Here is a 25,727-nt window from a genome sequence, read left to right on the forward strand (position 1 = left end):
GAACATCCGTTAGCGTGATACCAGGATAATTATGAGCAAGAGTACTGCTGAGATCCGTCAAGCGTTTCTCGATTTCTTTCATGGCAAGGGACATCAGGTTGTAGCCAGCAGCTCCCTCGTACCGAATAACGACCCGACGTTACTGTTCACTAACGCCGGGATGAACCAGTTTAAAGACGTTTTCCTGGGTCAGGATAAACGCAGTTATCATCGGGCAACCACTTCACAGCGTTGTGTGCGGGCGGGCGGTAAACATAACGACCTGGAAAATGTCGGCTACACCGCACGTCACCATACCTTCTTTGAAATGCTGGGTAACTTCAGCTTCGGTGACTACTTCAAATCTGATGCAATCGCTTACGCCTGGGAATTACTGACCGGGGATGAGTGGTTCAGCCTGCCTAAAGAACGGTTATGGGTCACGGTCTATGAGACCGATGACGAAGCCTACAATATCTGGGCAAATGATATCGGCATTCCGCCGGAACGTATTATCCGCATTGGTGATAATAAAGGCAGCGCCTACGCTTCTGATAACTTCTGGCAGATGGGTGATACCGGTCCGTGCGGCCCATGCAGTGAGATTTTCTATGACCACGGAGATCACATCTGGGGAGGTCCTCCGGGCAGCCCTGAAGAAGATGGTGATCGCTACATAGAGATCTGGAATATCGTCTTTATGCAATTTAACCGTCAGCCTGACGGAACCATGCTGCCGTTACCAAAACCTTCTGTAGATACCGGAATGGGTCTGGAACGTATCACTGCGGTGTTACAACACGTCAATTCTAACTATGAAATCGACCTGTTCCGTAACCTGATCCGCGCGGTAGCCGAGGTGACCGGCACGACCGATCTGAATAATAAATCGCTGCGGGTCATTGCTGACCATATCCGTTCCTGTGCCTTCCTGATCGCCGATGGTGTGATCCCATCCAATGAAAACCGCGGTTATGTCCTGCGTCGTATTATTCGTCGTGCGGTACGTCACGGAAATATGCTGGGTGCTAAAGAGAGCTTCTTCTACAAACTGGTGCAGCCGTTAATTGATGTTATGGACATTGCCGGTGAAGAGCTTCGCAAACAAAAAGATCATGTGGAAGCGGTGCTGAAAACTGAAGAAGAGCAGTTTGCAAAAACGCTGGAACGTGGTCTGGCTCTGCTGGACGAAGAACTGTCAGCCCTGACCGGAGACACGCTGGACGGTGAAACGGTCTTCCGTCTGTATGATACCTTCGGTTTCCCGGCGGATTTAACCGCCGATGTCTGCCGTGAGCGTAATCTGAAAATTGATGAGGCCGGGTTCGAAGAGGCGATGGAAGCGCAGCGTCAGCGTGCGCGCAGCGCCAGTGGATTCAGCGCAGACTACAACAATCTTATCCGTGTCGAAAAAGACTCAGCTTTTACAGGGTATGATGCCCTGCAGGCGCAGTCCGAAATCACGGGTATTTTTGTGGAAGGACAAGCCACCGATGTGCTGACGGCCGGACAGGAAGCGGTGATTATCCTGGACCAGACGCCATTCTATGGTGAGTCGGGCGGACAGGTGGGTGATACCGGCACTCTGACGGCTAACGGGACGACCTTTACGGTTTCTGATACCCGGAAGTTTGGTCAGTCAAACGGCCACCTCGGGACGCTGACCGCCGGGACGATGAAAGTCGGAGACCGCGTCACTGCCCATGTTGACGAACAGCGCCGTGCCCGGATTCGTCTGAATCACTCTGCCACCCACTTACTGCATGCAGCATTGCGTGAAGTGTTGGGTGACCACGTGGCTCAGAAAGGGTCGCTGGTGAACGATAAATACCTGCGTTTCGATTTTTCTCACACCGAAGCCGTTAAACCGGAGCAATTGCGTCGTGTTAACGAGATTGTGAACACGCAAATTCGCCGCAATCTGCCTGTCGAGACCCGTATCATGGATCTGGACGAGGCGAAGGCAAATGGTGCAATGGCGTTGTTTGGTGAAAAATATGATCAGAAAGTCCGTGTCCTGACGATGGGGGACTTCTCTGTCGAGCTGTGCGGGGGAACCCACGCCAGCCGGACCGGAGACATTGGTCTGTTCCGCATCACCTCAGAGGCAGGCACGGCAGCCGGTGTACGTCGTATTGAAGCCGTGACCGGCCAGACGGCACTGGAGAGTGTTTTCACTCAGGATGCTCAGTTGCATGAAATTGCACATCAGGTGAAAGCGAATAACAGTAACCTGAATGAAAAAGTTCGTTCTCTGGTGGAGCAGGTGCGTTCACTGGAGAAAGAAGTGCAGCAGTTGCAGGACCAACAGGCAGCACAGGAGAGCAGTTCTCTGGCTGCCAGGGCCATTGATATTAAAGGTGTCCGTGTGCTGGTCAGCGAGCTCAGTAACACGGAGCCGAAGCTGCTGCGGACCATGGTTGACGATTTGAAAAATCAGCTGGGTTCTGCTGTTATTGTGCTTGGCACTGCGAATGAAGGTAAAGTTTCTCTAATTGCTGGTGTAACGAAAGATTTAACGGACAAGGTAAAAGCAGGGGAACTGATCAGCGTCATCGCCAGTCAGGTGGGCGGTAAAGGTGGTGGTCGTCCGGATATGGCTCAGGCCGGCGGAACGGACCCTGCGGCATTACCGGCTGCTCTGGCAGGCGTTGAAGCGCTGGTCAGTGCAAAGTTGTAATGAAATAAAACGAGCTATCGGTAAAGGCGCTCAGGAGGTTTCTCCGGGCGCTTTTTACACGAGGAACAGCCAGTAATGATAAAGTCAGGGTGTAATGGTGTATTTCGGCTAAACTAACTATTAGCGAAATGTATTGGCAAACTGATTGAATTTTCTGTATCAGTCATAGTCAATATATGTGTTGCGTTATACGATGGATTTGCCGGGAGCATGAACAGGCCCGACTCTTTTAATCTTTCAAGGAGCAAAGAATGCTTATTCTAACTCGTCGAGTTGGTGAAACCCTCATGATTGGCGATGAGGTGACGGTCACGGTATTAGGTGTGAAAGGGAATCAGGTACGTATAGGCGTTAATGCTCCCAAAGAGGTTTCTGTCCACCGGGAAGAGATCTACCAACGCATTCAGGCAGAGAAAACCCAGCAGCCTGACTACTAACATATTCAGCGCCTCGTTTTTTAACGAGGCGCGCCTCTTTTTAAGCCCCGGATTTTTGTCGTCCTCTCTTTCTTACCCCATGCTGTGCTGTTGAATATTCACTCTTTTTGCTTTTTAAATGCCCTGATTGATGAAGAAGCGCTCAAACAAACAATCTTCCGGAAAAATTGTTTGACTTATAAGTCGGGGAAAGTAATATGTGCGCCAACGCAGCGACGAAGAGCGATGTAAAGCACTGAGTCGGGCGGGAAGTAAAGTAACGATGGTGAGGTGGCCGAGAGGCTGAAGGCGCTCCCCTGCTAAGGGAGTATGCGGTCAAAAGCTGCATCGAGGGTTCGAATCCCTCCCTCACCGCCATTTACGCTGCATCCGTAGCTCAGCTGGATAGAGTACTCGGCTACGAACCGAGCGGTCGGAGGTTCGAATCCTCCCGGATGCACCATGCGTAACCTGGCACGTTAATTTACGAAGATGTGATATCAGCACTCTGCATTATACAAGAATTCTAAAATGCATCCGTAGCTCAGCTGGATAGAGTACTCGGCTACGAACCGAGCGGTCGGAGGTTCGAATCCTCCCGGATGCACCATTCTCGTGTAGTTTCCCAGGTTGTACAGTCCATCAATAAAGTTTTTCCGATGCATCCGTAGCTCAGCTGGATAGAGTACTCGGCTACGAACCGAGCGGTCGGAGGTTCGAATCCTCCCGGATGCACCATTCGCGTATTACCCGTTGTAACAGTCACACAGCTTTTCCAATGCATCCGTAGCTCAGCTGGATAGAGTACCCGGCTACGAACCGGGCGGTCGGAGGTTCGAATCCTCCCGGATGCACCATTTCTGAATCCCCTGATTGACGTTTATCGTTACCTCTGTACGCTTACTGCTTACTGCTTACTGCTTACTGCTTACTGCTTACTGCTTACTGCTTACTGCTTACTGCTTACTGCTTACTGCTTACTGCTTACTGCTTACTGCTTACTGCTTACTGCTTACTGCTTACTGCTTACTGCTTACGGCTTGTGATCGGCAGTTTCACGTCTTTCCCGACGTACATCTATCCCCTTTTATTCCCGGGCACTATTTTCCCCGCCGTTGTCTGTCAGTCCTTCTCTCTGTGAGTCAGGCAGGATCCTTACGCTTTGCCCAAAGCCTGCCCGTTAAGCTGGGACCCTTACTGACCAATATCTCCGGCTTCTGACTGACATTAAGAGTATTTCGCCGGACAACTGCATGACGAATGGCAGGGGGATTCCTATTAAGCATCAGTTCGTTAGCTGGATTTTTGCATTAGCATTTACGGTTTACTCAGGACGGCGACAATCCACCTGCATTAATATAAAGTAACGACTTACCGGTTTAGTCTGGAGTCACTATGTACGATCATTATGACGGGCTTATTTTTGATATGGATGGCACGCTGGTAAACAGTGAGCCGGCACACCGACAGGCATGGACGCAGGTGTTAGAAAAGCACCGTCTGACGTTCTCTTTTGAACAAATGATCGCACTCAACGGTGCCCCGTCCTGGAAAATTGCCCATCAGATCATCGTTGCGAATGACGTAACACTCGATTCTTCTCAGTTAGCCGCAGAAAAAGAGCGGTATCTGGATAAAATATTACTGACAAATTCCGCGTTGTTGCCCTTGATCGGCGTTGCCAGACATTATCACGGACGTCTGCCGCTGGCCGTGGGTACCGGAAGCAGCCATGCCATGGCCGACCGTCTGCTGACTCACCACGGTGTCCGGCATCTTTTTGAGGTGCTGGTCGGTGCAGATGATGTTCAGCACCATAAACCTGACCCGCAGACTTTCCTGGAATGTGCCAGGCTTATGGGAGTGACACCTGAGAAATGTGTGGTATTTGAAGATGCTGATTTTGGTCTGCGTGCGGCAAAAGCGGCGGGCATGGATGCGGTTGATGTGCGTACGCTCTGACAGACAACGTCATGCAGACCGTCGTGCCGCTTTCGGTGTAAACGCGGGTCTGTCCGGCGTGAATTGCTGATAATCTGCAAGAATGATCATCTGTGGCCCGGAGCGGGCCGCAGTGACAGCTGTTTGGATTTTTCGTTTATCCTGGTTCGTTGCTACACTGCGACTGTGAACAGAACTATAAGACATTATTATCACCGTGGGAGGTGACAGTGATACCTGACGTATCTGAAGCATTAAGCTGGCTGGAAAAGCACCCTGAAGCCTTAACCGGCATTGGTCGTGGTATTGAACGTGAAACCCTGAGGGTTCAGCCTGACGGGCATCTATCACAACAGGGGCATCCTGGCACGTTGGGTTCAGCACTGACTCATGAGTGGATCATCACCGATTTTGCCGAATCGTTGCTGGAATTTGTCACCCCTGTGGATCGTGATGTTTCGCATTTGCTGGCTTTTTTGCGGGATATCCATCGTCATGTCAGCCGTGAGCTGGGGGAAGAGCGTCTGTGGCCATTCAGTATGCCCTGCATCATTCCGGATCCTGAAAATATCACTCTGGCACAGTATGGCACCTCAAATATCGGACGGATGAAAACGGTCTATCGTGAGGGGCTTAAACATCGTTATGGATCACTGATGCAGGTGATTTCAGGGCTGCATTATAATTTCTCTCTGCCGGAAGCTTTCTGGAAAGCAAAATCCGGCCAGCAGAATGCCGCTCCGGGTAAAGACGAGGTCTCTGACGGCTATCTGCAACTTATCCGTAATTATTATCGTTTTGGCTGGATCATTCCTTATCTGTTTGGGGCATCCCCGGCGATCTGTGAAAGTTTTCTGCCTCAGGGCGGGGGCGACCTGCCGCTGGAAGACAATGGCAAAGGTACGTTATGGCTGCCGTATGCAACGTCTCTGCGTCTCAGTGACCTGGGGTATACGAATAAATCACAGAGTGCTCTGGGCATTACCTTCAACTCACTCGAAGAGTATGTTGCAGCGCTGAAGAAGGCGATAAAAACCCCGTCCGGGCAGTATGCTAAACTAGGTGTTAAGGACAGTGAGGGCCGTCGTATTCAGTTGAATACGAATGTGCTGCAGATAGAGAATGAACTTTATGCGCCCATTCGCCCGAAACGGGTGATTCGTTCCGGAGAAGCACCGTCAGAGGCTCTGAAGCGGGGGGGGATAGAGTATATTGAAGTCCGTTCTCTGGATGTGAATCCGTTTACACCGATCGGCATTAATGATGAACAGGTGCGTTTTTTAGATATGTTCCTGATCTGGTGTGCGCTGGCGGATGCTCCGGATATGAGTGCAGACGAACTGCAATGCACCCGGGGTAACTGGAACCGGGTGGTGATGGAAGGACGTAAGCCCGGGCTTACCCTGCGTTCAGGTTGCGGAGAATTTGTCTATCCGCTTAAGGAAGCAGCGCGGGATCTGTTTGACGGACTTGAGCGTATCGCGAAGGTTCTGGATTCGACCGGGCAAGGCGACCATTATCAGCAGGTCTGCCGGAACCTGTTACGTTCGGTGGAAGACCCGGAACAGACTTACTCTGCGCGTATCCTGAAGGATATGCAGCAACAGGGTCTGGCTGGCGCAGGTATTACGCTGGCAGAGCACTATCATCAGATGTTAGTGTCTGAGCCCCTGGAGGTACTCACTGATGAGCAGTTCCGTCGCCAGGCGGAAGCATCGGTTCTCGCACAGAAGAGCATTGAAGCGGGTGATACACTGAGTTTCGAAGACTATCTGGCGGGCAGGGAAGGCTGAAAAAAGAAAAGGCCACATCACTGTGGCCAAATAAACATCTCTGTTGTCAGGGATGATGATAACAAATGCGCGTCTTTCATATACTCAGACGCACGCCTGGCGGAAAAGTTTCATAAAACCCGAAAATTTTTTTAAAAGAGGTAACGATATGCCATTGCTGGATAGTTTTACTGTTGATCATACCCGTATGGCAGCGCCTGCGGTTCGTGTTGCGAAAACCATGAATACACCTCATGGCGACACGATCACTGTGTTCGATCTGCGTTTCTGCATTCCTAACAAAGAAGTGATGCCTGAGCGCGGGATCCACACCCTTGAACACCTGTTTGCAGGTTTCATGCGTAATCACCTGAACGGTGAGGGCGTGGAAATTATCGATATTTCGCCGATGGGGTGCCGTACAGGGTTCTACATGAGCCTGATCGGTACGCCTGACGAGCAGCGTGTGGCAGATGCCTGGAAAGCGGCGATGGAAGATGTGCTGAAAGTGACTGACCAGCGCAAGATCCCTGAACTGAACGAGTTCCAGTGCGGTACTTACGAGATGCACTCTCTGGAAGAAGCCCAGGATATCGCTCGTCACATCATCAGCCATGATGTTCGCGTGAACCACAATGATGAACTGGCTCTGCCCGCGGAAACGCTGAAAGAGTTACACATCTAGTTCTCAGAGTGTCAGGCGCCGCTTTCAGGCGGCTGAAATAAAAAAGGCGGCAGACCTTCCGGTTCCGCCGCCTTTTTTGATTCCTGCAGGTTTACCCCAGCGATTCTTCGAGCGTCGTATGGGGCGTGATCCGCGTCTGTTTAACCATATTGTCCTGAACGTCGAGGATCTCGACAGCGTAGTGGCCAATCTGTACTTTTCGCTGTACCTCAGGGATCTCTTCCAGCGCTTCCAGCAACATACCGTTAATGGTACGTGCGCCATCTTCCGGCAGCGTCCAGTTAAAGGCTTTATTGATTTCCCGGACATTTGCACTGCCATCGACCAGCACCGACCCGTCATTCTGTGGCATCACTTCTTCTGCCAGAGAAGGAGACATCGAGGTGGTGAAGTCGCCGACGATCTCTTCCAGAATATCCTCAATGGTCACCAGCCCTTTGATATCACCGTATTCATCGACAATCAGGCCCGCTTTCTTTTTATTACGCTGAAACTTCACCAGCTGCATATTCAATGCCGTCCCCTGAGGAATGTAATAAATCTCATCGGCCGCACGCAGCAGGTTTTCTTTGGTGAACTCTTTCTTTTCCGTCATCATGCGCCAGGCTTCCCGGACCCGCAGCATACCTACGGTGTCATCCAGCGTATCGCGGAATAAAACAATGCGCCCATGCGGGGAGTGGGTCAGCTGACGAATGATGGATTTCCAGTCATCATTGACGTTGATACCGACAATTTCATTACGGGGCACCATGATGTCATCGACGGTGACTTTTTCCAGATCCAGCACGGACAGCAGCATATCCTGATTCCGGCGCGACATCAGCGAGCGCGATTCGTGGACGATGGTTCGTAACTCTTCTTTACTGAGCGCAGAGTTAACCGCACCGCTGGTACGAATACCGACCAGCCGCATCAGAACCCGGGTAATGGAGTTCAGCAGCCAGACGATGGGCATCATAATAATCTGTAACGGTGCCAGTAAAAAACTGCTCGGGTAGGCCACTTTTTCCGGATAGAGCGCAGCAATCGTTTTTGGCAGTACCTCGGCAAAGACTAGCACGACGAAGGTCAGGATCCCGGTGGCAATAGCGACCCCGGTATTTCCGTACAGACGGATACCGACAATGGTTGCCAGCGAGGAAGCCAGAATATTCACCAGGTTGTTACCGATCAGTACCAGACTGATCAGGCGGTCAGGTTTGGATAACAGCTTCTCGACCCGTTTGGCTGCACGGTTACCATTGCGTGCATTATGGCGCAGTTTATAGCGGTTGAGCGTCATCATGCCGGTCTCGGAGCCGGCAAACCAGGCGGAGACCAGGATCATGATGACTAGTGTGATAATTAGCGTAGAAGTTGAAACATGATCCAACGCGAAATTTCCTTTTTTAATAAATTAGCGGGTTAACAGGTATCCGATCGTACGGCTGCCAAAATAGGCCATCGTCAGCAGCACAGCGCCGCCGCAGTTGAACCACACCACCCGGCGACCACGCCAGCCTTCACGGTAATGTCCCCACAGCAGTACGATATAGACAAACCAGGCGAGTATGGAAAGGACGGCTTTATCAATATTGTCTTCTGAAAAGAGGTCATGCATATAGAACAGGCCGCTACACAGCACCAGCGTCAGAAGCACCACACCGACCTGCGTGATATGGAACATTTTACGTTCAATCACCATCAGCGGAGGCATATCATGACTGAAAGCCAGCTTCTTATTTTTCAGCTGATAATCAATCCATGCCAGTTGCAGTGCATACAGGGCAGCAATGATCAGTGTCGCATAGGCAAACAGAGCCAGACCAATGTGAACCAGTATGCCGGGGGTGGCTTCCAGATGAGTCAGGAAAGCATTGGGAACAAAGGTGGCAAACGTCAGGTTAATAAGCGAAAAACTATAGACAAAGGGCAGCAGCAGCCAGCCACGGTTACGTGATGCGACAATCGTCATCACCGCACAAATCATCAGACTGACCAGTGATCCTGTGTTCAGTAAGCTGAAGTTCTGTACTGAGCCTGGCAGGAAAATCCGTTGTTCAATAGCGACACCATGCGATATCAGCGCGATAACCGCCGAAAGCATAGCCATACGCCGCCAGCCACTGCCCCGTGTCAGCAGGCTTGGAATAATCAAGGCGAGACTCAGTGAATAGGCGAATAGCGCCAAAATCGCAAAAACTGACATAAAAGGTTTCGTGTTAGCCATCAGTGAGTGTTCAGAAAGGGCAGTATAGCGTTAGCAGCGACTTGCGCCAAACGATCTGATGGTCAATTGCAGAGATCGCTGACGCTTCATGTTATACTGCCCGGAAAATGTCGCACAGGCGGCTTCGCTATATATTCTGAGTGATAGATAATGTTTGATAATTTAACCGATCGTTTGTCGCAAACACTGCGCAATATCAGCGGCCGCGGAAGGCTGACAGAAGACAATATTAAAGACACTCTGCGTGAAGTGCGCATGGCATTACTGGAGGCCGATGTCGCCCTGCCGGTAGTCCGTGATTTTATCTCCAGGGTTAAAGAGAGTGCCGTCGGGCACGACGTCAATAAAAGCCTGACCCCGGGCCAGGAGTTCATCAAGATAGTTCGTGATGAACTGGTGGCAGCCATGGGCGCTGAAAATAACACCCTGAATCTTGCTGCACAGCCCCCGGCCGTGGTGCTGATGGCGGGTTTGCAGGGGGCCGGTAAAACGACCAGCGTCGGGAAATTAGGTAAATTCCTGAAAGAGAAACACAAGAAGAAAGTGCTGGTGGTTTCTGCCGACGTCTATCGCCCTGCGGCGATCAAACAGCTCGAAACCCTGGCCGAACAGGTGGGCGTGGATTTCTGTCCGTCGGATATCTCTCAGAAGCCGGTAGATATTGTCAGCCAGGCCTTAAATGAAGCCAGACTGAAGTTTTATGATGTGCTGCTGGTGGATACCGCCGGTCGTTTGCATGTCGATGAAGCGATGATGGATGAAATCAAACAGGTTCATGCCGCGATCAACCCGGTAGAAACCCTGTTTGTTGTCGATGCCATGACCGGTCAGGATGCGGCAAACACCGCGAAGGCCTTTAACGAAGCCCTGCCTCTGACCGGGGTTATCCTGACCAAAGTGGACGGTGATGCCCGCGGCGGGGCTGCATTGTCTATTCGCCATATTACCGGTAAACCGATCAAGTTTATGGGGATGGGCGAAAAAACCGAAGCGCTGGAAGCTTTCTATCCGGAACGTATTGCCTCACGTATTCTTGGCATGGGGGACATGTTGTCGCTTATCGAAGATATTGAGAGCAAAGTTGACCGTGATCAGGCCGAAAAGCTGGCGAAGAAGCTGAAAACCGGCGATGGTTTTGACCTCAATGACTTCCTGCAGCAACTGAAACAGATGCGTAATATGGGTGGCATGGCCAGCCTGATGGGTAAACTGCCAGGTATGGGGCAGTTACCTGATAACGTAAAATCTCAGATGGATGATAAAGTGCTGGTCCGTATGGAAGCCATTATCAACTCCATGACGCGCAAAGAGCGCGAGAAGCCTGAAATCATCAAAGGGTCGCGTAAGCGTCGTATTGCGACCGGGTGTGGTTTACAGGTTCAGGACGTTAACCGCCTGCTGAAACAATTTGATGATATGCAGCGGATGATGAAAAAGATGAAAAAAGGTGGCATGGCCAAGATGTTACGTGGCATGAAAGGGGCGATGCCGCCAGGATTTCCAGGCCGTTAAGCCGGAATAATGAAAAGCCCGGCGTCTGATTCACTTAACAGGTTGCTTTTTGCGCCAAAATGAGTAAAATTTTCGGGCTTTTTATATTGCACCCGGGCCCCGTTCCTCGATGGGGCCCGGTTGTTTTATTAACTAAAGAGGATGTTATGGTAACAATTCGTTTGGCACGTCACGGCGCTAAAAAGCGTCCATTCTATCAGGTTGTCGTTACTGACAGCCGTAATGCGCGTAATGGTCGTTTCATTGAGCGCGTTGGTTTCTTCAACCCGGTTGCATCTGGTCAGGCTGAAGCACTGCGTCTGGATCTGGATCGCATCGAACACTGGGTTGGCTTAGGCGCAACTGTTTCTGACCGCGTTCACGCGCTGGTTAAAGAAGCGAAAAAAGCAGCTTAATCTGTCACGGTGGCGAACATGAGCATGACCAGAAAATCTACCGCACAACCTCCTGTTAATTCTCTTACGTTAGGAAAGATGGGAGCGGCCTACGGTATTCGTGGTTGGCTCAAAGTGTTTTCTTCCACTGAAGACGCTGAGCGTATCTTTGATTACCAACCCTGGTTTATTCAGCGTGCCGGTCAATGGCAGCAGGTTGAACTGGAAGGCTGGAAAAATCACAATCAGGACATGATTATCAAAGTCAAAGGCATTGATGATCGTGATGCGGCGGCTCAATTAACGAATTGCGAAATTGTGGTTGATTCGACGCAGTTGCCCGAGCTGGAAGACGGTGACTACTACTGGAAAGACCTTATCGGTTGCCAGGTGGTTAACGTTGAAGGCTACGCGATGGGGAAAGTCATTGATATGATGGAAACCGGATCGAACGACGTGATGGTCGTGAAGGCAAACCTGAAAGATGCTTTTGGCGCTAAAGAGCGGTTAATCCCGTTTCTTTATGAACAGGTTATCAGAAAAGTCGATCTCTCTGCTGGCACAATTGAAGTAGATTGGGATCCTGGTTTTTGATCTCCGGACATAACGGTAAACCAACGGCGAACGCTATGTGGATTGGTGTGATAAGCCTGTTTCCAGAGATGTTTCGTGCGATTACCGATTACGGGGTAACTGGCCGGGCTGTAAAAAGCGGTCTGCTCAGCATTCAGTGCTGGAGTCCAAGAGACTTCACACATGACAGGCATCGTACTGTCGACGACCGTCCTTATGGGGGCGGGCCGGGAATGCTGATGATGGTGCAACCTTTACGGGATGCTATCCATGCAGCGAAAGCTGCGGCAGGTGAAGGTGCTAAGGTGATTTATCTGTCACCTCAGGGACGCAAACTGGACCAACAGGGCGTTTGCGAACTCGCCGCAGATCAGAAGCTAATTCTGGTGTGTGGCAGGTATGAAGGTATTGATGAGCGGGTAATCGACGCCGAAATTGATGAAGAATGGTCAATCGGTGATTACGTGCTCAGCGGCGGGGAACTGCCGGCAATGACGATGATCGACTCGGTCGCCCGGTTTATTCCGGGAGTGCTCGGGAAACAGGCATCGGCGGAAGAAGACTCGTTTTCTGACGGATTGCTGGATTGTCCGCATTATACCCGACCTGAAGTGTTAGAAGGTGTGGAGGTACCGCCGGTTCTGCTGTCGGGAAACCATGCTGAAATTCGCCGCTGGCGTCTGAAGCAGTCGTTGGGCCGTACCTGGCTAAGAAGACCTGAGCTTCTGGAAAACCTGGCTCTGACTGAAGAGCAAACTAAATTGTTGCGTGAGTTCCGTAAGGAACACCAGCAGCAACAACATGATGATACGGAAGAGTAATCTTCCCTGAATATCAGTTTACCCAGGATAAGAGATTTAATTATGAGCAACATTATTAAACAAATTGAACAAGAACAGATGAAACAGGATGTACCTTCATTCCGTCCGGGTGACTCCGTGGAAGTGAAAGTATGGGTCGTTGAAGGTTCTAAAAAACGTCTGCAGGCATTCGAGGGCGTGGTTATCGCTATTCGTAACCGCGGTCTGCACTCTGCATTCACTGTTCGTAAGATTTCTAACGGCGAAGGTGTTGAGCGTGTATTCCAGACTCACTCACCAGTAATTGACAGCATTGCTGTTAAACGTCGTGGTGCTGTACGTCAGGCCAAACTGTACTACCTGCGTGAGCGTACTGGTAAGGCTGCTCGTATCAAAGAGCGTCTTAACTAAGGTATCGCTAACGCGACATCTGAAAGTTAATAGCAGAAAGGGGTTGGCCACTGGCCAGCCCCCTTTTTTTTTGCCTGCGGGCAGTCGCCTGGCAGGGAGGAAAGTCAGCGTATTACCCGCGTAAGAGAACGATGTTGCAGATTTTTTGGGGAGCCTGGTGCCGGTATTTTCGGAATGACGATACAGCAGAGTTCTGTTTAACGGACCCGGTTAAGCACTCTCTTTTCCCCGTGCTCTTAAAATTTTGATAATTCTGAGGAGTAGCCATTCGCGTGAAGGTAGTCGATGACTCTCACTTTAACGGCACCGAGCCACTCAGCGGCTGTCATATCCCATCTGTCGGGCGAAAAATCAACGCGGTATCGCACGGTAAAAAACCTCAGCCCCAGCGGTTCCTGCTCAAATTCCTGAATATTAGCCAGCAGCATTCTCAGATGGAAGGGTGATGAAGTGGCTATATATTCATTCAGTAAGTTATCGAAATTACACCCGGGATCGAAAATATCACAATCCTGGCCGTAGTACGCCACAACGAGGTTATCCATCTCACAGGATTTGGTCATATCAGTATCCATATCACTCCTTATGGCGTAGGGAAGGCCGTCACCAGATAATATTGCAAACGACACCTAAACCTCCCCACAGGCGATGACTGAGTATCTCACCTTCGCTTACTGTCTGGTGGCGAACCATAGCAGCCAATTGTATGGGCGATAAAACGAAACTAAGCCCTTCATCCTTATTCATTATCAAATCCTTTTTAATCGTGAATATGAATTTTGCAAAGGTAAGGCTATTACGGAGGTTTAATTTTTAAAAGTGTTTACTGTCGGGAGATGCCAGTTTTGACAGCCTTCCTCACGGTTTTCCGAAAAATCATCCGCCCCGTAAAGGGCCTTTAACGATCAGCAGCCTGATGACTTCGCTAATCCGGGCGCTGACCGGATTTGTCAGGATGATTCCCGGTCTCAGGCGTATGAGTCTCTTTGCAATAACTGACAGGACTCTCCCTGAACCCGGTGGCAGGTCATCGCTGACCTTATTCATTAACTGAATGCCTCCTGACCACGGCCTCTGACTACCGGGGGGCTGTTCCCTCATCAGCCACTGCATCCCCGGGGATAACTGATATCACAGCCCGGCCGGACAGGGATTTATACGGGACTGACATCACTTTTCGTCCGGAAATGTTATTATGTGTTCATTCATCCGCGGTTGCAGGTCAGATTGTCTGATGCTGTACGACCCGGCGCCCGTAAAAACGGGGACTGACGACGACAGGAACATGTTATGAGTGACGGTAAAACCATTAAAACCCGCCAGGGAGAGCATCATCTGCACCCGGAGACATTAATGACCAGTTATGGTTATGACCCGATGTTATCTGAAGGTGCGGTGAAGCCTCCGGTTTTCCTTACCTCAACCTTTATTTTTCGTACCGCAGAAGAAGGGCAAACCTTCTTCGATGTCGCCAGCGGACGTCAGGCGGCTCCGGACGGGACGCGCGAAGGGCTGGTCTATTCCCGTTTTAACCATCCTAACAGTGAAATTGTGGAAGATCGTCTGGCGCTGTATGAAGGCGCTGAACGTTGTGCCCTGTTTTCCTCAGGGATGTCGGCGATTAGCTCAGTATTACTGACGTTGTGTCAGCCAGGGGATGTGGTGCTGAAAACCCAGCCACTCTACGGCGGCACAGAAACCCTGTTTAATAAAACGCTGGCCCGCTTAGGGATCAGCAGCCATCCGTTAAGTGATGCGCTGTCGTATGAACCGATGCTGGCCTCCGGTAAGGCCGCGCTCAGCACCGGTCGTGTGGCTGCCATCTTTGTGGAAACACCGGCTAACCCGACCAACTCGCTGGCGGATATTCGTCTGCTTGCCAGGCTCGCTGATGAACTTGAGCAGTTACAGGGCTTCCGTCCGCCGGTGGTCTGCGATAATACGTTGCTCGGTCCGGTCTTTCAGCGTCCCCTGGCACTGGGTGCCGATATCAGTGTTTACTCTCTGACCAAATATGTCGGCGGGCATTCTGATTTGGTGGCGGGTGCAGCGATGGGGAGCCGTGCGCTGATGGCGCCGGTCAGGCAGATGCGCAGTGCGATCGGGACTCAGCTTGACCCGCATTCCTGCTGGATGCTGGGGCGCTCTCTGGAAACCCTGCAGTTACGCATGGAAAAAGCGAATAATAATGCACAGAAAGTGGCCGAATTTCTGCAACAGCACCCCGGGATTTCGGCGGTCAATTACCTGCCTTTCAAAGGGGCGGAAACCCCGGAAGGTAAATTGTATCAGCAGCAGTGTCAGGGGGCCGGGTCCACGTTCTCTTTTGATGTCGGACAGACTCAGGCAGATGCCTTCCGGTTCCTGAATCACCTGAAAATTTTCAGGCTGGCTGTCAGTCTGGGGGGGACCGAATCGCTGGCGAGTCATCCGGCGACCACCACGCACTCTGGTGTCGCAAAAGAAACCCGCGAAGCCTTTGCTATCTACGATACTACGGTTCGCGTCTCTATCGGCATCGAGCATCCGGACGATCTGATTGCTGATCTGCAACAGGCGCTGGACTCTCTGTCAGCATAATGCATTGTATGCCGGCCAGCAGGCCGGCATAGCGCTGAACGCTTAGCGTGCAACGATAAAGCGTTCACTGTCAGGAATATAGGTCTTTTCTCCTGCCGGGGCTTCGATGGCACCGAAGTTCATCTGTGCCCGCAATTTCCAGCTGGCCGGAATATTCCATGCTTTCTGCACATCCTCGTCGACCAGCGGATTATAGTGCTGCAGGTTAGCTCCGATACCTTTCTCTGCCAATGCCAGCCAGACAGCATACTGAGCGATGCCGGTGCTGTGCTCGGACCAGACAGGGAAGTTATCCGCATAGGACGGAAACTGTTGCTGAAGTCCGCTGACGACCTGCTGGTCTTCAAAAAACAGCACCGAGCCTGCCGCAGCCGCAAAGCCTGCCAGTTTTTTTTCGGTATTAGCGAAGGCATCAGCAGCCACCCGCTTTTTCAGTTGGTCCCGGGTCAGCGCCCAGAATTTTTTATGTTCCTCGCCGAGCAGGATCAGCGCCCGCGAACTTTGGGAGTTAAAAGCCGAGGGCGCATTCCGGATGGCGGTGCGGATAAGAGAAATCACCTCGTCCTCTGCCAGCGGCAGCGTCGGACCCAGGGCATAGATAGTTCTGCGTTTTTCGGCCAGTTCATTGAAACCTTGCGACATATCGTCTCCTTCGTGAGAGGAAAAATATCCCCGTTAATCCCGCAGGGGGAAGTAAGGTGTTTGCCTGTCTGAGCGACAGGGTATGCTTTCCACAGAAATAATACCTCCGGATACTAAGTAACAAATATGATTGATAGTATCAAAGGGTTTAGCCGTGTTTCTTTTCTGATTGCAGTGGGTGATTAACCCCGTCCGATATGTTTTCCTGCGATAACCGTCACCTGTACCGGGTCTGATTTTGCCGGTAATATCAACAACCGGGCGATTCTGTCGGAAAATTGTGCTAAAAATATCCCGGATATTTAATTTTTTCTGATGAATATCAACTCTTTTACCCTGATATATCGATACACTCCGGTGTATGAGATATCCACTTTCACTGTTCCCGTCTTAAGGAGTTCTTCCATGAAAGCAGCAGTCGTAACTAAAGATCATAGTGTAGACATTGTTGATAAGAAACTGCGTCCCCTCGGGCACGGAGAGGCCCTGTTAAAGATGGAGTACTGTGGGGTATGCCATACGGATCTTCATGTAAAAAACGGCGACTTTGGTGACAAAACCGGCGTTATTCTGGGCCATGAAGGTATCGGGGTGGTTAAAGAAATCGGCCCGGGCGTGACTTCTCTGAAGCCGGGCGACCGTGCCAGTGTCGCCTGGTTCTTCCAGGGCTGCGGATACTGTGAGTATTGTAACAGCGGTAATGAAACCCTGTGTCGTAGCGTGAAAAATGCCGGCTATACCGTCGATGGCGGGATGGCTGAAGAATGTATCGTTGTTGCAGATTATGCCGTGAAAGTCCCGGAGGGATTAGATTCTGCCGCCGCCAGCAGTATTACCTGTGCCGGGGTGACGACCTATAAAGCGGTCAAAGTATCTAACATTCGTCCGGGGCAGTGGATTGCGATTTATGGTCTGGGCGGCCTGGGGAACCTGGCGCTGCAGTATGCAAAAAATGTATTTAATGCGAAAGTTGTCGCCGTCGATGTCAACGAAAATCAGCTCGAATTCGCCAAAGAGATGGGCGCCGATCTGACGATTAACCCGTTAAATGAAGACGCAGCGAAAGTGATGCAGGAAAAATGTGGCGGAGCCCATGCCGCAGTAGTGACTGCGGTCGCTAAATCTGCCTTTAACTCAGCGGTCGATTGTGTACGTGCAGGCGGACGTGTGGTGGCGGTCGGTCTGCCTCCGGAGTCTATGAGTCTGGATATTCCTCGCCTGGTTCTGGACGGTATCGAAGTTGTCGGTTCGCTGGTGGGTACCCGTAAAGATCTGAGTGAAGCTTTCCGTTTCGCGGCGGAAGGTAAAGTGGTGCCGAAAGTTGAAAAACGTAAAGTGGAAGACATTAATGATATTTTCCACGAGATGGAGCAGGGGAAAATCAAAGGCCGTATGGTGATCGACTTCTGTTCACACGACCACTAAACCCCCCACGACTAAAACAGGCCCTGACCGAAAGGTCAGGGTTTTTTTTTGGCTTCAGATAATTTTTCGTCACATAAAAATGACAATCACTGCCCCGCATTGTAAAAAATTCCGCCAAAGCCGCAGGACGACTGAGTCTGTTTTCGGTTAAATTGGTCAGACCGGATTTTGTTGTAAAGTAAGCTGAATCACACTTCTGATACTAATTCTGTGATCTGTTTCGAATAAACTTAACAACACTTTTACATTGTCGTTAGGATATTCCCGACAACACAGCGTTAACTTCAGGAGATCATGCGTTCGGGATAATCGTCTGAAACAGGGGCTCGCGCCGGAGGGAAACATGGAAAAACCGTCAGATAAACTCAGTGATTTGCTGGTCAGACGCCTGCAAACCCTGATCAGGGAACGGTCACTGACGGCCGGAATGCGGTTACCTTCAGAGCGTAAACTTGCGGCGGAGCTGCAGGTTTCCCGGGCATCGGTCAGGGAAGCACTACAGAAACTGAACAGTACCGGAGTGGTCACCACGCACCGCGGAGGCGGAACCTATGTGTGTAAAGCACTCTCGCCCTGGTCGCAACGGGTGATCGTCGAGCCTTTACTGGCTCAGATGGATAACCCCGGCTACCGTTCAGATATTCTGGAAGCAAGACATACGCTGGAAGCGGGAACGGCCTGGCATGCGGCACTCAGAGCCACTGCCGAAGATAAGCAACGGTTACAGTACTGCTTTGATGCCATGTGTGAGTTACAGGAAGGTGGCGATGCCGGCCTGGTGGCTCAGGCCGATGCCCGCTTTCATCTGATGATTGCTGAAGCGTCACACAATGCTGTGTTGTTACAGACTATGCGCGGACTGTTTGATTTATTGCACAGCTCGGTATTACAGAGTCGCCAGCAAATGTTTTCCAGCGAGGATATTGTCAGCCAGTTATCGGAACAACATCTTCATCTGTTGCAGGCGATCCTCCGGGGTGATGCTGAGGCAGCACGTAATGCCGCTAACTGCCATCTCAGTTTCGTGCACAGGACAACACAACAACTTGATGAAGACTATGCCAGACAACTCAGAGTTATTCGCTTGCCTGACAGCCTTCTGCAAAGCACAGAGAATTGATCATGATTATTTCTGCTTCATCTGACTATCGTGCCGCCGCGGAGCGACGTTTACCCCCATTCCTGTTTCATTACATCGATGGCGGGGCCTATACCGAATATACAATGAAACGTAATACCGATGATTTATCCGGTATTGCTCTGCGTCAGCGGGTATTAAAAAATATGTCCTCGCTGAGTCTGGAAACAAAGCTGTTCAATGAGACCTTATCGATGCCGGTTGCGCTCGGGCCGGTAGGCCTGACGGGTATGTATGCCCGCAGAGGGGAAGTACAGGCCGCGAAAGCTGCAGCAAAGGCAGGGATCCCGTTTACCTTATCCACCGTCTCTGTCTGTCCGATTGAAGAAGTGACCCCCGCGATTGACCGTCCGATGTGGTTCCAGCTCTATGTTTTACGTGACCGCGGGTTTATGCGTAACGTACTGGAACGGGCCAAAGCCGCGGGCTGTTCCACGCTGGTCTTTACGGTAGATATGCCGACCCCGGGGGCGCGTTACCGTGATGCTCACTCCGGGATGAGTGGTCCGTTTGCGGCCTCCCGCCGTTATTTACAATCCGTGCAGCATCCTTCCTGGGCGTGGGATGTGGGGGTCATGGGCCGTCCGCATGACCTGGGGAATGTTTCAGCGTATCTTGGCAAACCGACGGCACTGGAAGACTATATTGGCTGGCTGGCGAATAACTTTGATCAGTCTATTTCCTGGAAGGATCTGGAATGGATCCGGGATTTCTGGGACGGTCCGATGGTGATTAAAGGTATCCTCGACCCGGAAGATGCTAAGGATGCCGTGCGTTTTGGTGCCGATGGTATCGTGGTATCTAACCACGGCGGACGACAACTGGATGGCGTACTGTCAACGGCCAGGGCCATGCCTGCAATAGCCGATGCCGTTAAAGGCGACCTTACTCTGCTGGCAGACAGTGGTATCCGTAACGGACTGGATGTCGTGCGCATGCTGGCGCTGGGGGCGGATACGGTATTACTGGGACGAGCGTTTATCTATGCGCTGGCGGCTCACGGGCAGCAGGGGGTTGAAAATCTGCTGACGCTGATCGCTAATGAAATGCGGGTGGCCATGACCCTGACCGGCGCCAAATCGGTTCAGGAGATAAACCGTGATTTACTGGCTAACCTCCAGTGACCCGGATAATTCGTAAATATAGCCTGTAACACAGCAAAACAAGCCAATATCGACAGAGCGACTATACTGAGTACTTAGTCTCTTACTATGGAGGAGTGTATGACGATTCATAAGAAAGGTTCGGCTCACTGGGAAGGTGATATTAAAGGTAAAGGGACTGTCAGCACCGAAAGTGGTGCGCTTAGTCAGCAACCTTATGGCTTTAATACCCGCTTTGAAGATAAACCTGGTACGAATCCTGAAGAGCTGATTGGCGCAGCGCATGCAGCCTGTTTCTCCATGGCGCTCTCTCTGATGCTGGGCCAGGCGGGGCATACGCCGAAAAGTATCGATACGACCGCCGATGTTTCTCTGGATAAAAAGGGGGAAGGCTTTGCCATCACCAAAGTGGCACTGAAAAGTGTTATCGAACTTCCAGGGATTGATGAGAAAAAATTCGAAGAGATCATCAATAAAGCTAAAGCGGGCTGTCCGGTCTCTCAGTTGCTGAATACCGAAATTACACTGGATTACGTACTGGAAAATTAATTCAGCGGTGTCATTTCCCGGGAGGCTACGGCCTCCCGTCAGTATCCGCTTTTTTCCCGCGCCGGCCGCCGGCAGGCAGGACAGGGGATGCTGAACCGCGCGGAACCCGGATCACCCGGCCCGGATCTGCGGCAATAAATTCTAATGTCGGCGCGTAGTAGAACGGCAACCATCCGCCATATCCCGCTTCCCATTCCCAGCGCACGGGACAGGGCCAGATAATATCCTGATACAGCAAGTAATAGATCCAGCGTCCCCCGGGTTTACGTGGTCGCTTATTTTTTTTAAGCTTCATAAACTATCCGCTATCCGGGGTAACAACGTATCCCACGGGCTTTGGCCGGCCGGGCAGTATTGCAGGTCATACATTAATACCTACTCTGATTCTGACTCTGATCCGCCGCCCCGGTGAACCTCACCGCAGAGCAATACCACATGCGGACGGACCTTACGAATACGTTGGGCCATCACCTCACAGCTACTCTGCGTCGGAAAAATATGTTCAGAAACCGGCAATGCATCGCAGGCATCATTACCGCAGGCACTGACTAATAGCACGAATCCGATTAACATGACTAACTCCTTATACCAGTAAGCACATGTCGTGATTGCCGGGTGAACCAGTATAGCACTCTTACAGATAACGCGATGATGACGGAGACCGGCATTACAGGTTTTTCTGCAAGCGGGGGCGTTGCTGCGTTACAATTTAATTTTTCTGCAGGATTTCCCTCAATGATGACAGGTAACAAGATAATGAATGAACCCATCGCCAGCCCTTCCGAAAACCCTAAGCAGGCGGCCTTACAGGTTGTGATTGAGCTGGTGCGTGCCGGTAAACTGAGCCCGTTACAGGGAGATGCCTCAAATATGCTGTCGATTTACGAACAGTTCAAAACCCATTTTGAGCAGGAATCTGACGCAGGGGCGTGAGAGGCAATACGCGGGCGGGCAACGGACTGCCCGCGCTACCAGGCGGTAAGATACAGCGCCGGCACCAGCGCTATCAGATTATTCAGGGTGTGCAAAAACACCGGTAAGGCAAGCCCTTTGCTTTTCATTCTGGCCCAGCACAGCAAGAGGGAGAAAAGCGTCAGTGCCGCGATGGACTGCCAGTGGACATACTGTGTATGCATGGCCGCAAACAGCAGCGAGGTCAGTAAGGTACAGGCCAGTCTGCTTTCAGGGGCCCATAACAGAAAGGCCTGCAGCAGAAACCCGCGGAACAAAACTTCTTCGAATACCGGGGCCAGACAAACGGCGGTGATCAGCAATATTAATTGTGAACTTCGGGCCTGTGACGATTGCTCTGACAGCCAGACCTCCGGCAGCAAATATTGTGTTTCCGCCAGCATCAGGATCAGTAATGCCGCGGTGAACAGGAGTGTCTGTACCAGCGTTAGCTGACCGAAAGGAATGTCGTCCCGGCGCTGACAATAAAAACGATACAACGGATAAATCACCGCGAATTCAAACAGGCAGATCACCGGCACCAGCAAACCACTGGTCCGCAGCACCAGAAAGTCAGGAAACAGCGTTATCATCAGCGTTATCAGATAGTAGATAACAAAACTTCCGAGATAAAACGCGGTAAGTGTGATTTTATCTGAATGTGTATTCATCGGTGGCCCGGAGTTAAGAATCTTCTGAATAGTATCAATGGTACAGATCACTGTCGAGTCATCGGCGATAATCGCAGAGGTCATTGCTGTCATTCAGGAGGATTCGGTGTGCTGTCCTCAGTGAAGACAAAGGGCCTGCATGTCGTTTGACCCGCGGTAAACACCCGTAGCGGCGGCCTGGCAGTGAGATACACAGGTCGCTTTGCGACAGAAACCCGTGACAGTAAACAGTATGGCTGCCGGGGGATAATTTTCCGTGCCGCAGGTGGCATTTCATTATTAAATCAGCACAGGCGTGACCCGGACCGGTATTTCTGCGCTAAGCAAAGTCCGCAGGGGAGTCTCTGTGAGGCGTTTAAGGAGTTGTTATGACATTTTACGGAAAGCTCGTGCTGTTAAGCGGAATAGTACTGCTGGCTTCCTGCCAGTCAGCCCGTCAGCATCCGCAGGACCAGGCGTATGTCCCGGATGATGATATGTGCGGGGCCTCTCAGTTTCAGAGCTTTATCGGCAAGCCACTGACCTCGATAGAGAACATGCGATTCGGTACTGAGTCCAGGGCGATTGCCTATAACTCTGTCGTCAGCATGGACTTTAATCTGCGTCGCCTGAATTTTATGGCGGATGCGCAGGGGAACATTACACGGATCTATTGCGGCTGAAGCAGTGATCTCTGCCGTCAGGAACCGTGGGACTACGAAAGCGGGCTGTAGGATTAGTGTCAGAAAACTGTTAAGGCTGGTTTCAGTGAATAAACAGAAGGAGGATACGGATTTTTCTGAGCAAGGCTGGTTATATACTGAAGGCCGGAAGCAGAAACAACCCGAATAGAGGTCAACTATGGTACGACTGTTAAAAATTGCTGCTGTTCTGGGCGTCGTGGTAATGCTGAATGGCTGTATTTTCCCGTCTCCCGGAGGAGGATGGGGCGGCGGTGGTGGCTGGGGTGGCGGTGGCGGTGGTCCGCACTATAACTACTCCGGTAACTGATAAACCCTGCTTAACGGCTATAGAGTCCCCGGCATCATGCCGGGGACTCTGACCGGCCGCAATGCCCTGCCTGTCCGCGGGTCCCGCTGACCGGAATGCTCTTCTCCTGCGGTTCTCCCCGGTATTTAACTTTCTATTTGTTTATGAAATTAACTGTTTCAGTTTTATAAAAAGCCTGTTTTTTTGCTATTCGCAATGTTAAGTTCAGGATCAGATGATTCTGAGGCTTATGTATGAAAAATATTATTGCTGAGCTTTTAATTAAACTGGCGGAGAGGGATGAAGAATATAAACTTCAGCAAGAGCGCCAGGCCACGATAGAGATTATTTTATCGGCACTGGTAGAAACCCTTTCACCCGAAGCCCGCTTGTCATTTCAGACGCAAATCGAACACCTGATAGATAATACTAACGAGACGTCGTCAGAAAAAAGTCGCGCATTACTGAATACCGGCTATCTTGAAAAGATAACGGGCATTAGCCGCTGATAGTCTGACGGTTAAGTGTTCACCTAATTACCGATAACTCACTTCAGTGAAAGGTTGTCGGGTATCACCGGTTGTTTACCGGTTTTTTTATTGACAGGAGTAATCATGAATAAAATGATCGTAGCCGCTGTTCTGGGCGGATTATTAATGGCGGGGCAGGCTTCTGCAGCGGAAAGAACCGCGCAGCAGCAAAAAATGACTGACTGTAACAACCAGGCCTCGACACAGTCTCTGAAGGGTGAAGCCCGTAAAGGCTTTATGAGCACCTGCCTGAAAAAAGATCATAAGGCGCCAAAAGCGCTGACGGCACAGCAACAGAAAATGAAAACCTGTAATGCTGATGCCAAACAGAAAGCCTTAAAAGGTGCTGACCGTAAATCCTTTATGAGCAGCTGCCTGAAAAAAGGCTAATGACTTAGGTCATTAACCCTGGTAGTTCATCAGAACAGCCTCTCCGGGGCTGTTTTTTTATCTGTCAGCATCCGGCTATACTTAATGCGGGTACCCGGTTGCCTTTGTCCCCGGTGGCGGACAATACCCATCTCTGTCAGCCACGCGGTACTGGCGGTGATGCCGTGACCATCCACCGTTCACCGGACGGCACTGGCCTGTAAACGCTCGCCCTGACGGGGCCTGGGTATCAGCAGGGCCACGCGATAAGGTCAGAAAACGCATTTCCGTCAGGAACAGATCACTCCCTGAATGCTGTCGCTGGCCCCTGTTTGATAGCGGGTTTCAGTATTCTCTGAGCCATGGAAAAAGTGCCGTGTACACGCTATCCCCGGTGAAAAAAGGTTATCGGCTGTCATGCCGGGGCTGGTAAGCGATTGCCGGTATTGCTATGGGCTGCAGAACGTGCATCTTACAATGGTTTGCGGGCAACGGCATTTTCTGAGGCGGCAGGACGGGTGACTCTGATTTGCGGTAAAACGGATAGCCCCCCGGCAGAGAGATGACCGGAGGGAAGCGGCATTATTATGCTTTGCTCAGCTGCTCTGACTTTTCCATACATTTCTGCATGGCTTCCATAATCGCAGCACGGAACCCTTTACTTTCCAGAGTCTTCACCGCTTCAATGGTGGTACCGCCTGGAGAGCAGACACTGTCTTTCAGTTGAGCGGGGTGCTGATCGGTTTCCAGAACCATCTGAGCCGCACCTTTTACGGTCTGAGCCGCAAATTCGTAGGCCTGTTTGCGGGGCATTCCCCCCAGTACGGCCGCATCCGCCATGGCTTCAATCATCATAAACACATAAGCCGGTGCGGAGCCGCTGACGCCGACGACCGAGTGGATAAGGTATTCACTGACCAGTTCGGCTTTCCCGAAGCTACGGAACACTTGCAGGATAATATCGGTTTCCTCCTCATTCACCAGCACATTCGGGGTGACGGAGGTCATGCCGGTACCGACTAAGGCCGGTGTGTTTGGCATAACACGAATAATCTTCCGGTCATGACCCAGTACGGTAGCGAGAGCATCCAGCGTGATCCCGGCGGCGATAGAAACGACCAGCGTCTCTTTTTTCAGCAACCCGGCAATGCTTCCCAGCAGTTTCAGCATCACATTCGGCTTGATCGCACCGACCAGAATATCTACCTCACGGGCCATTGACTCCAGACTTTCTGCCGCGTGCAGCCCGTATTTTTCTGCCATCGCCTGATTTGTTTCAGGTTTACGATCAAAGACCCACACATTTTCCGGGGCGATGATTCGGCTGGCAATCATCCCATTGATAATCGCTTTGGCCATATTACCGCAACCAATGAACCCCACTTTTTTGTTCAGCATTATCTGTCCTTTGTGTTAATCAGAAAATCAGCAGTGATACCTTTAAC

29 protein-coding genes and 5 tRNA genes are annotated in these 25,727 nt (G+C 51.1%); 25 read left to right on the forward strand and 9 right to left on the reverse strand.

Going from position 1 to position 25,727, the window contains the following annotated elements; genetic code table 11:
- The first annotated feature begins 31 nt into the window (after positions 1-31).
- The 10 genes from alaS to luxS all read left to right on the forward strand — a co-directional run bounded on the left by alaS (position 32) and on the right by luxS (position 7,473).
- The gene (gene alaS / locus ABD035_RS09840) at positions 32-2,659 is read left to right on the forward strand and encodes an alanine--tRNA ligase (RefSeq protein ID WP_343869746.1); all 2,628 of its coding nucleotides are present in this window, start codon (positions 32-34) and stop codon (positions 2,657-2,659) included.
- A gap of 251 nt (positions 2,660-2,910) precedes the next feature.
- A complete protein-coding gene (gene csrA, locus ABD035_RS09845) occupies positions 2,911-3,096 on the forward strand; it encodes a carbon storage regulator CsrA (protein WP_025902553.1) in 186 nt (61 codons plus the stop codon).
- Between the two features lie 264 nt (positions 3,097-3,360).
- A tRNA-Ser gene (locus tag ABD035_RS09850) sits at positions 3,361-3,453 on the forward strand.
- Positions 3,454-3,461: 8 nt separating this feature from the next.
- A tRNA-Arg gene (locus ABD035_RS09855) sits at positions 3,462-3,538 on the forward strand.
- 70 nt (positions 3,539-3,608) lie between these two features.
- Positions 3,609-3,685 (forward strand) — tRNA-Arg (locus ABD035_RS09860).
- Between the two features lie 51 nt (positions 3,686-3,736).
- Positions 3,737-3,813: transfer RNA gene (locus ABD035_RS09865), tRNA-Arg, on the forward strand.
- A 42-nt stretch (positions 3,814-3,855) separates the two neighbouring features.
- Positions 3,856-3,932 (forward strand) — tRNA-Arg (locus tag ABD035_RS09870).
- 538 nt (positions 3,933-4,470) lie between these two features.
- Positions 4,471-5,037: a fructose-1-phosphate/6-phosphogluconate phosphatase gene (gene yqaB / locus ABD035_RS09875; RefSeq protein WP_212715248.1), complete on the forward strand. Its 567-nt coding sequence runs from the start codon at positions 4,471-4,473 to the stop codon at positions 5,035-5,037.
- A 209-nt stretch (positions 5,038-5,246) separates the two neighbouring features.
- Entirely contained in the window at positions 5,247-6,809 is a 1,563-nt protein-coding gene (gene gshA / locus ABD035_RS09880; protein ID WP_343869753.1) for a glutamate--cysteine ligase, read from the forward strand.
- A 148-nt stretch (positions 6,810-6,957) separates the two neighbouring features.
- Positions 6,958-7,473 (forward strand): S-ribosylhomocysteine lyase, encoded by a 516-nt coding sequence (luxS, locus tag ABD035_RS09885; protein ID WP_212715246.1) that lies wholly within the window; start codon positions 6,958-6,960, stop codon positions 7,471-7,473.
- A 91-nt stretch (positions 7,474-7,564) separates the two neighbouring features.
- On the opposite strand, the gene ABD035_RS09890 is transcribed toward luxS, so the two are convergent.
- Positions 7,565-8,848, reverse strand: coding sequence for an HlyC/CorC family transporter (locus tag ABD035_RS09890; protein WP_343869757.1), 1,284 nt, complete (start codon positions 8,846-8,848; stop codon positions 7,565-7,567).
- Positions 8,849-8,872: 24 nt separating this feature from the next.
- Positions 8,873-9,664 (reverse strand): cytochrome C assembly family protein, encoded by a 792-nt coding sequence (locus ABD035_RS09895; protein ID WP_212715244.1) that lies wholly within the window; start codon positions 9,662-9,664, stop codon positions 8,873-8,875.
- A gap of 171 nt (positions 9,665-9,835) precedes the next feature.
- Between ABD035_RS09895 and ffh the strand changes: the two genes are divergently transcribed.
- The 5 genes from ffh to rplS all read left to right on the forward strand — a co-directional run bounded on the left by ffh (position 9,836) and on the right by rplS (position 13,355).
- Complete coding sequence (gene ffh, locus ABD035_RS09900; protein WP_212715243.1) at positions 9,836-11,197, forward strand: signal recognition particle protein; 1,362 nt, start codon at positions 9,836-9,838, stop codon at positions 11,195-11,197.
- Positions 11,198-11,343: 146 nt separating this feature from the next.
- Entirely contained in the window at positions 11,344-11,592 is a 249-nt protein-coding gene (rpsP, locus tag ABD035_RS09905; protein ID WP_212715242.1) for a 30S ribosomal protein S16, read from the forward strand.
- Between the two features lie 24 nt (positions 11,593-11,616).
- Positions 11,617-12,165, forward strand: coding sequence for a ribosome maturation factor RimM (gene rimM / locus ABD035_RS09910; RefSeq protein ID WP_025902544.1), 549 nt, complete (start codon positions 11,617-11,619; stop codon positions 12,163-12,165).
- Between the two features lie 35 nt (positions 12,166-12,200).
- Positions 12,201-12,965 (forward strand): tRNA (guanosine(37)-N1)-methyltransferase TrmD, encoded by a 765-nt coding sequence (trmD, locus tag ABD035_RS09915; RefSeq protein ID WP_212715250.1) that lies wholly within the window; start codon positions 12,201-12,203, stop codon positions 12,963-12,965.
- Between the two features lie 42 nt (positions 12,966-13,007).
- Positions 13,008-13,355: a 50S ribosomal protein L19 gene (rplS, locus tag ABD035_RS09920; protein WP_025902542.1), complete on the forward strand. Its 348-nt coding sequence runs from the start codon at positions 13,008-13,010 to the stop codon at positions 13,353-13,355.
- Between the two features lie 236 nt (positions 13,356-13,591).
- Here rplS and ABD035_RS09925 read toward each other — a convergent pair whose 3' ends face one another.
- Both ABD035_RS09925 and ABD035_RS09930 read right to left on the reverse strand, forming a co-directional pair.
- Positions 13,592-13,930: a contact-dependent growth inhibition system immunity protein gene (locus ABD035_RS09925; protein WP_343869764.1), complete on the reverse strand. Its 339-nt coding sequence runs from the start codon at positions 13,928-13,930 to the stop codon at positions 13,592-13,594.
- 28 nt (positions 13,931-13,958) lie between these two features.
- Positions 13,959-14,102, reverse strand: a complete 144-nt coding sequence (locus ABD035_RS09930) for a hypothetical protein (protein WP_343869766.1) — start codon at positions 14,100-14,102, stop codon at positions 13,959-13,961.
- 543 nt (positions 14,103-14,645) lie between these two features.
- On the opposite strand from ABD035_RS09930, the gene ABD035_RS09935 reads away from it, so the two are divergent.
- Entirely contained in the window at positions 14,646-15,935 is a 1,290-nt protein-coding gene (locus ABD035_RS09935; protein ID WP_343869768.1) for a cystathionine gamma-synthase family protein, read from the forward strand.
- 42 nt (positions 15,936-15,977) lie between these two features.
- Here ABD035_RS09935 and ABD035_RS09940 read toward each other — a convergent pair whose 3' ends face one another.
- Positions 15,978-16,577, reverse strand: a complete 600-nt coding sequence (locus tag ABD035_RS09940; protein WP_343869770.1) for a nitroreductase family protein — start codon at positions 16,575-16,577, stop codon at positions 15,978-15,980.
- A 405-nt stretch (positions 16,578-16,982) separates the two neighbouring features.
- On the opposite strand from ABD035_RS09940, the gene adhP reads away from it, so the two are divergent.
- The 4 genes from adhP (at position 16,983) to ABD035_RS09960 (ending at position 20,792) form a co-directional block, all read left to right on the forward strand.
- Entirely contained in the window at positions 16,983-18,002 is a 1,020-nt protein-coding gene (gene adhP / locus ABD035_RS09945) for an alcohol dehydrogenase AdhP (protein WP_212715237.1), read from the forward strand.
- A 343-nt stretch (positions 18,003-18,345) separates the two neighbouring features.
- On the forward strand, positions 18,346-19,122 hold the full coding sequence (gene lldR / locus ABD035_RS09950) for a transcriptional regulator LldR (RefSeq protein ID WP_343869772.1): 777 nt from the start codon (positions 18,346-18,348) through the stop codon (positions 19,120-19,122).
- A 2-nt stretch (positions 19,123-19,124) separates the two neighbouring features.
- Positions 19,125-20,264, forward strand: coding sequence for an FMN-dependent L-lactate dehydrogenase LldD (lldD, locus tag ABD035_RS09955; protein WP_212715235.1), 1,140 nt, complete (start codon positions 19,125-19,127; stop codon positions 20,262-20,264).
- Positions 20,265-20,363: 99 nt separating this feature from the next.
- Positions 20,364-20,792 carry an OsmC family protein gene (locus ABD035_RS09960; RefSeq protein ID WP_212715234.1) on the forward strand — a complete coding sequence of 143 codons (429 nt, stop codon included), beginning with the start codon at positions 20,364-20,366 and terminating at the stop codon, positions 20,790-20,792.
- Positions 20,793-20,817: 25 nt separating this feature from the next.
- On the opposite strand, the gene ABD035_RS09965 is transcribed toward ABD035_RS09960, so the two are convergent.
- A complete protein-coding gene (locus ABD035_RS09965; protein WP_343869777.1) occupies positions 20,818-21,087 on the reverse strand; it encodes a hypothetical protein in 270 nt (89 codons plus the stop codon).
- Between the two features lie 80 nt (positions 21,088-21,167).
- The gene (locus tag ABD035_RS09970) at positions 21,168-21,365 is read right to left on the reverse strand and encodes a hypothetical protein (RefSeq protein WP_212715233.1); all 198 of its coding nucleotides are present in this window, start codon (positions 21,363-21,365) and stop codon (positions 21,168-21,170) included.
- 162 nt (positions 21,366-21,527) lie between these two features.
- Between ABD035_RS09970 and ABD035_RS09975 the strand changes: the two genes are divergently transcribed.
- Entirely contained in the window at positions 21,528-21,725 is a 198-nt protein-coding gene (locus ABD035_RS09975; protein ID WP_212715251.1) for a hypothetical protein, read from the forward strand.
- Between the two features lie 35 nt (positions 21,726-21,760).
- Here the strand turns inward: ABD035_RS09975 and ABD035_RS09980 are convergent, their stop codons facing one another.
- On the reverse strand, positions 21,761-22,414 hold the full coding sequence (locus ABD035_RS09980; RefSeq protein WP_212715249.1) for a CPBP family intramembrane glutamic endopeptidase: 654 nt from the start codon (positions 22,412-22,414) through the stop codon (positions 21,761-21,763).
- 368 nt (positions 22,415-22,782) lie between these two features.
- On the opposite strand from ABD035_RS09980, the gene ABD035_RS09985 reads away from it, so the two are divergent.
- From ABD035_RS09985 to ABD035_RS10000, 4 genes are all read left to right on the forward strand, one after another.
- Entirely contained in the window at positions 22,783-23,076 is a 294-nt protein-coding gene (locus tag ABD035_RS09985) for an I78 family peptidase inhibitor (RefSeq protein ID WP_212715232.1), read from the forward strand.
- A gap of 178 nt (positions 23,077-23,254) precedes the next feature.
- Positions 23,255-23,404, forward strand: a complete 150-nt coding sequence (locus tag ABD035_RS09990; RefSeq protein ID WP_343869781.1) for a hypothetical protein — start codon at positions 23,255-23,257, stop codon at positions 23,402-23,404.
- A 233-nt stretch (positions 23,405-23,637) separates the two neighbouring features.
- Complete coding sequence (locus tag ABD035_RS09995; protein ID WP_249213588.1) at positions 23,638-23,892, forward strand: anti-adapter protein IraP; 255 nt, start codon at positions 23,638-23,640, stop codon at positions 23,890-23,892.
- Between the two features lie 147 nt (positions 23,893-24,039).
- Complete coding sequence (locus ABD035_RS10000) at positions 24,040-24,303, forward strand: PsiF family protein (RefSeq protein WP_371813119.1); 264 nt, start codon at positions 24,040-24,042, stop codon at positions 24,301-24,303.
- Positions 24,304-24,867: 564 nt separating this feature from the next.
- Here the strand turns inward: ABD035_RS10000 and proC are convergent.
- Positions 24,868-25,680 (reverse strand): pyrroline-5-carboxylate reductase, encoded by an 813-nt coding sequence (gene proC / locus ABD035_RS10005; protein ID WP_212714249.1) that lies wholly within the window; start codon positions 25,678-25,680, stop codon positions 24,868-24,870.
- Between the last annotated feature and the right edge of the window lie 47 nt (positions 25,681-25,727).

This window comes from Tatumella terrea (assembly GCF_039523755.1).
GTDB classification, from domain to species: Bacteria; Pseudomonadota; Gammaproteobacteria; order Enterobacterales; family Enterobacteriaceae; genus Tatumella; species Tatumella terrea.

What these genes read in the sequence shown, in the direction of transcription:
- alaS (WP_343869746.1), top strand. Translation starts at nt 32, where the DNA reads ATGAGCAAGAGTACTGCTGAGATCCGTCAAGCGTTTCTCGATTTCTTT.
- csrA (WP_025902553.1), top strand. Translation starts at nt 2,911, where the DNA reads ATGCTTATTCTAACTCGTCGAGTTGGTGAAACCCTCATGATTGGCGAT.
- yqaB (WP_212715248.1), top strand. Translation starts at nt 4,471, where the DNA reads ATGTACGATCATTATGACGGGCTTATTTTTGATATGGATGGCACGCTG.
- luxS (WP_212715246.1), top strand. Translation starts at nt 6,958, where the DNA reads ATGCCATTGCTGGATAGTTTTACTGTTGATCATACCCGTATGGCAGCG.
- ABD035_RS09895 (WP_212715244.1), bottom strand. Translation starts at nt 9,664, where the DNA reads ATGTCAGTTTTTGCGATTTTGGCGCTATTCGCCTATTCACTGAGTCTC.
- ffh (WP_212715243.1), top strand. Translation starts at nt 9,836, where the DNA reads ATGTTTGATAATTTAACCGATCGTTTGTCGCAAACACTGCGCAATATC.
- rpsP (WP_212715242.1), top strand. Translation starts at nt 11,344, where the DNA reads ATGGTAACAATTCGTTTGGCACGTCACGGCGCTAAAAAGCGTCCATTC.
- rimM (WP_025902544.1), top strand. Translation starts at nt 11,617, where the DNA reads ATGACCAGAAAATCTACCGCACAACCTCCTGTTAATTCTCTTACGTTA.
- trmD (WP_212715250.1), top strand. Translation starts at nt 12,201, where the DNA reads ATGTGGATTGGTGTGATAAGCCTGTTTCCAGAGATGTTTCGTGCGATT.
- rplS (WP_025902542.1), top strand. Translation starts at nt 13,008, where the DNA reads ATGAGCAACATTATTAAACAAATTGAACAAGAACAGATGAAACAGGAT.
- ABD035_RS09925 (WP_343869764.1), bottom strand. Translation starts at nt 13,930, where the DNA reads ATGGATACTGATATGACCAAATCCTGTGAGATGGATAACCTCGTTGTG.
- ABD035_RS09930 (WP_343869766.1), bottom strand. Translation starts at nt 14,102, where the DNA reads ATGAATAAGGATGAAGGGCTTAGTTTCGTTTTATCGCCCATACAATTG.
- ABD035_RS09935 (WP_343869768.1), top strand. Translation starts at nt 14,646, where the DNA reads ATGAGTGACGGTAAAACCATTAAAACCCGCCAGGGAGAGCATCATCTG.
- ABD035_RS09940 (WP_343869770.1), bottom strand. Translation starts at nt 16,577, where the DNA reads ATGTCGCAAGGTTTCAATGAACTGGCCGAAAAACGCAGAACTATCTAT.
- adhP (WP_212715237.1), top strand. Translation starts at nt 16,983, where the DNA reads ATGAAAGCAGCAGTCGTAACTAAAGATCATAGTGTAGACATTGTTGAT.
- lldR (WP_343869772.1), top strand. Translation starts at nt 18,346, where the DNA reads ATGGAAAAACCGTCAGATAAACTCAGTGATTTGCTGGTCAGACGCCTG.
- lldD (WP_212715235.1), top strand. Translation starts at nt 19,125, where the DNA reads ATGATTATTTCTGCTTCATCTGACTATCGTGCCGCCGCGGAGCGACGT.
- ABD035_RS09960 (WP_212715234.1), top strand. Translation starts at nt 20,364, where the DNA reads ATGACGATTCATAAGAAAGGTTCGGCTCACTGGGAAGGTGATATTAAA.
- ABD035_RS09965 (WP_343869777.1), bottom strand. Translation starts at nt 21,087, where the DNA reads ATGAAGCTTAAAAAAAATAAGCGACCACGTAAACCCGGGGGACGCTGG.
- ABD035_RS09970 (WP_212715233.1), bottom strand. Translation starts at nt 21,365, where the DNA reads ATGTTAATCGGATTCGTGCTATTAGTCAGTGCCTGCGGTAATGATGCC.
- ABD035_RS09975 (WP_212715251.1), top strand. Translation starts at nt 21,528, where the DNA reads ATGATGACAGGTAACAAGATAATGAATGAACCCATCGCCAGCCCTTCC.
- ABD035_RS09980 (WP_212715249.1), bottom strand. Translation starts at nt 22,414, where the DNA reads ATGAATACACATTCAGATAAAATCACACTTACCGCGTTTTATCTCGGA.
- ABD035_RS09985 (WP_212715232.1), top strand. Translation starts at nt 22,783, where the DNA reads ATGACATTTTACGGAAAGCTCGTGCTGTTAAGCGGAATAGTACTGCTG.
- ABD035_RS09990 (WP_343869781.1), top strand. Translation starts at nt 23,255, where the DNA reads ATGGTACGACTGTTAAAAATTGCTGCTGTTCTGGGCGTCGTGGTAATG.
- ABD035_RS09995 (WP_249213588.1), top strand. Translation starts at nt 23,638, where the DNA reads ATGAAAAATATTATTGCTGAGCTTTTAATTAAACTGGCGGAGAGGGAT.
- ABD035_RS10000 (WP_371813119.1), top strand. Translation starts at nt 24,040, where the DNA reads ATGGCGGGGCAGGCTTCTGCAGCGGAAAGAACCGCGCAGCAGCAAAAA.
- proC (WP_212714249.1), bottom strand. Translation starts at nt 25,680, where the DNA reads ATGCTGAACAAAAAAGTGGGGTTCATTGGTTGCGGTAATATGGCCAAA.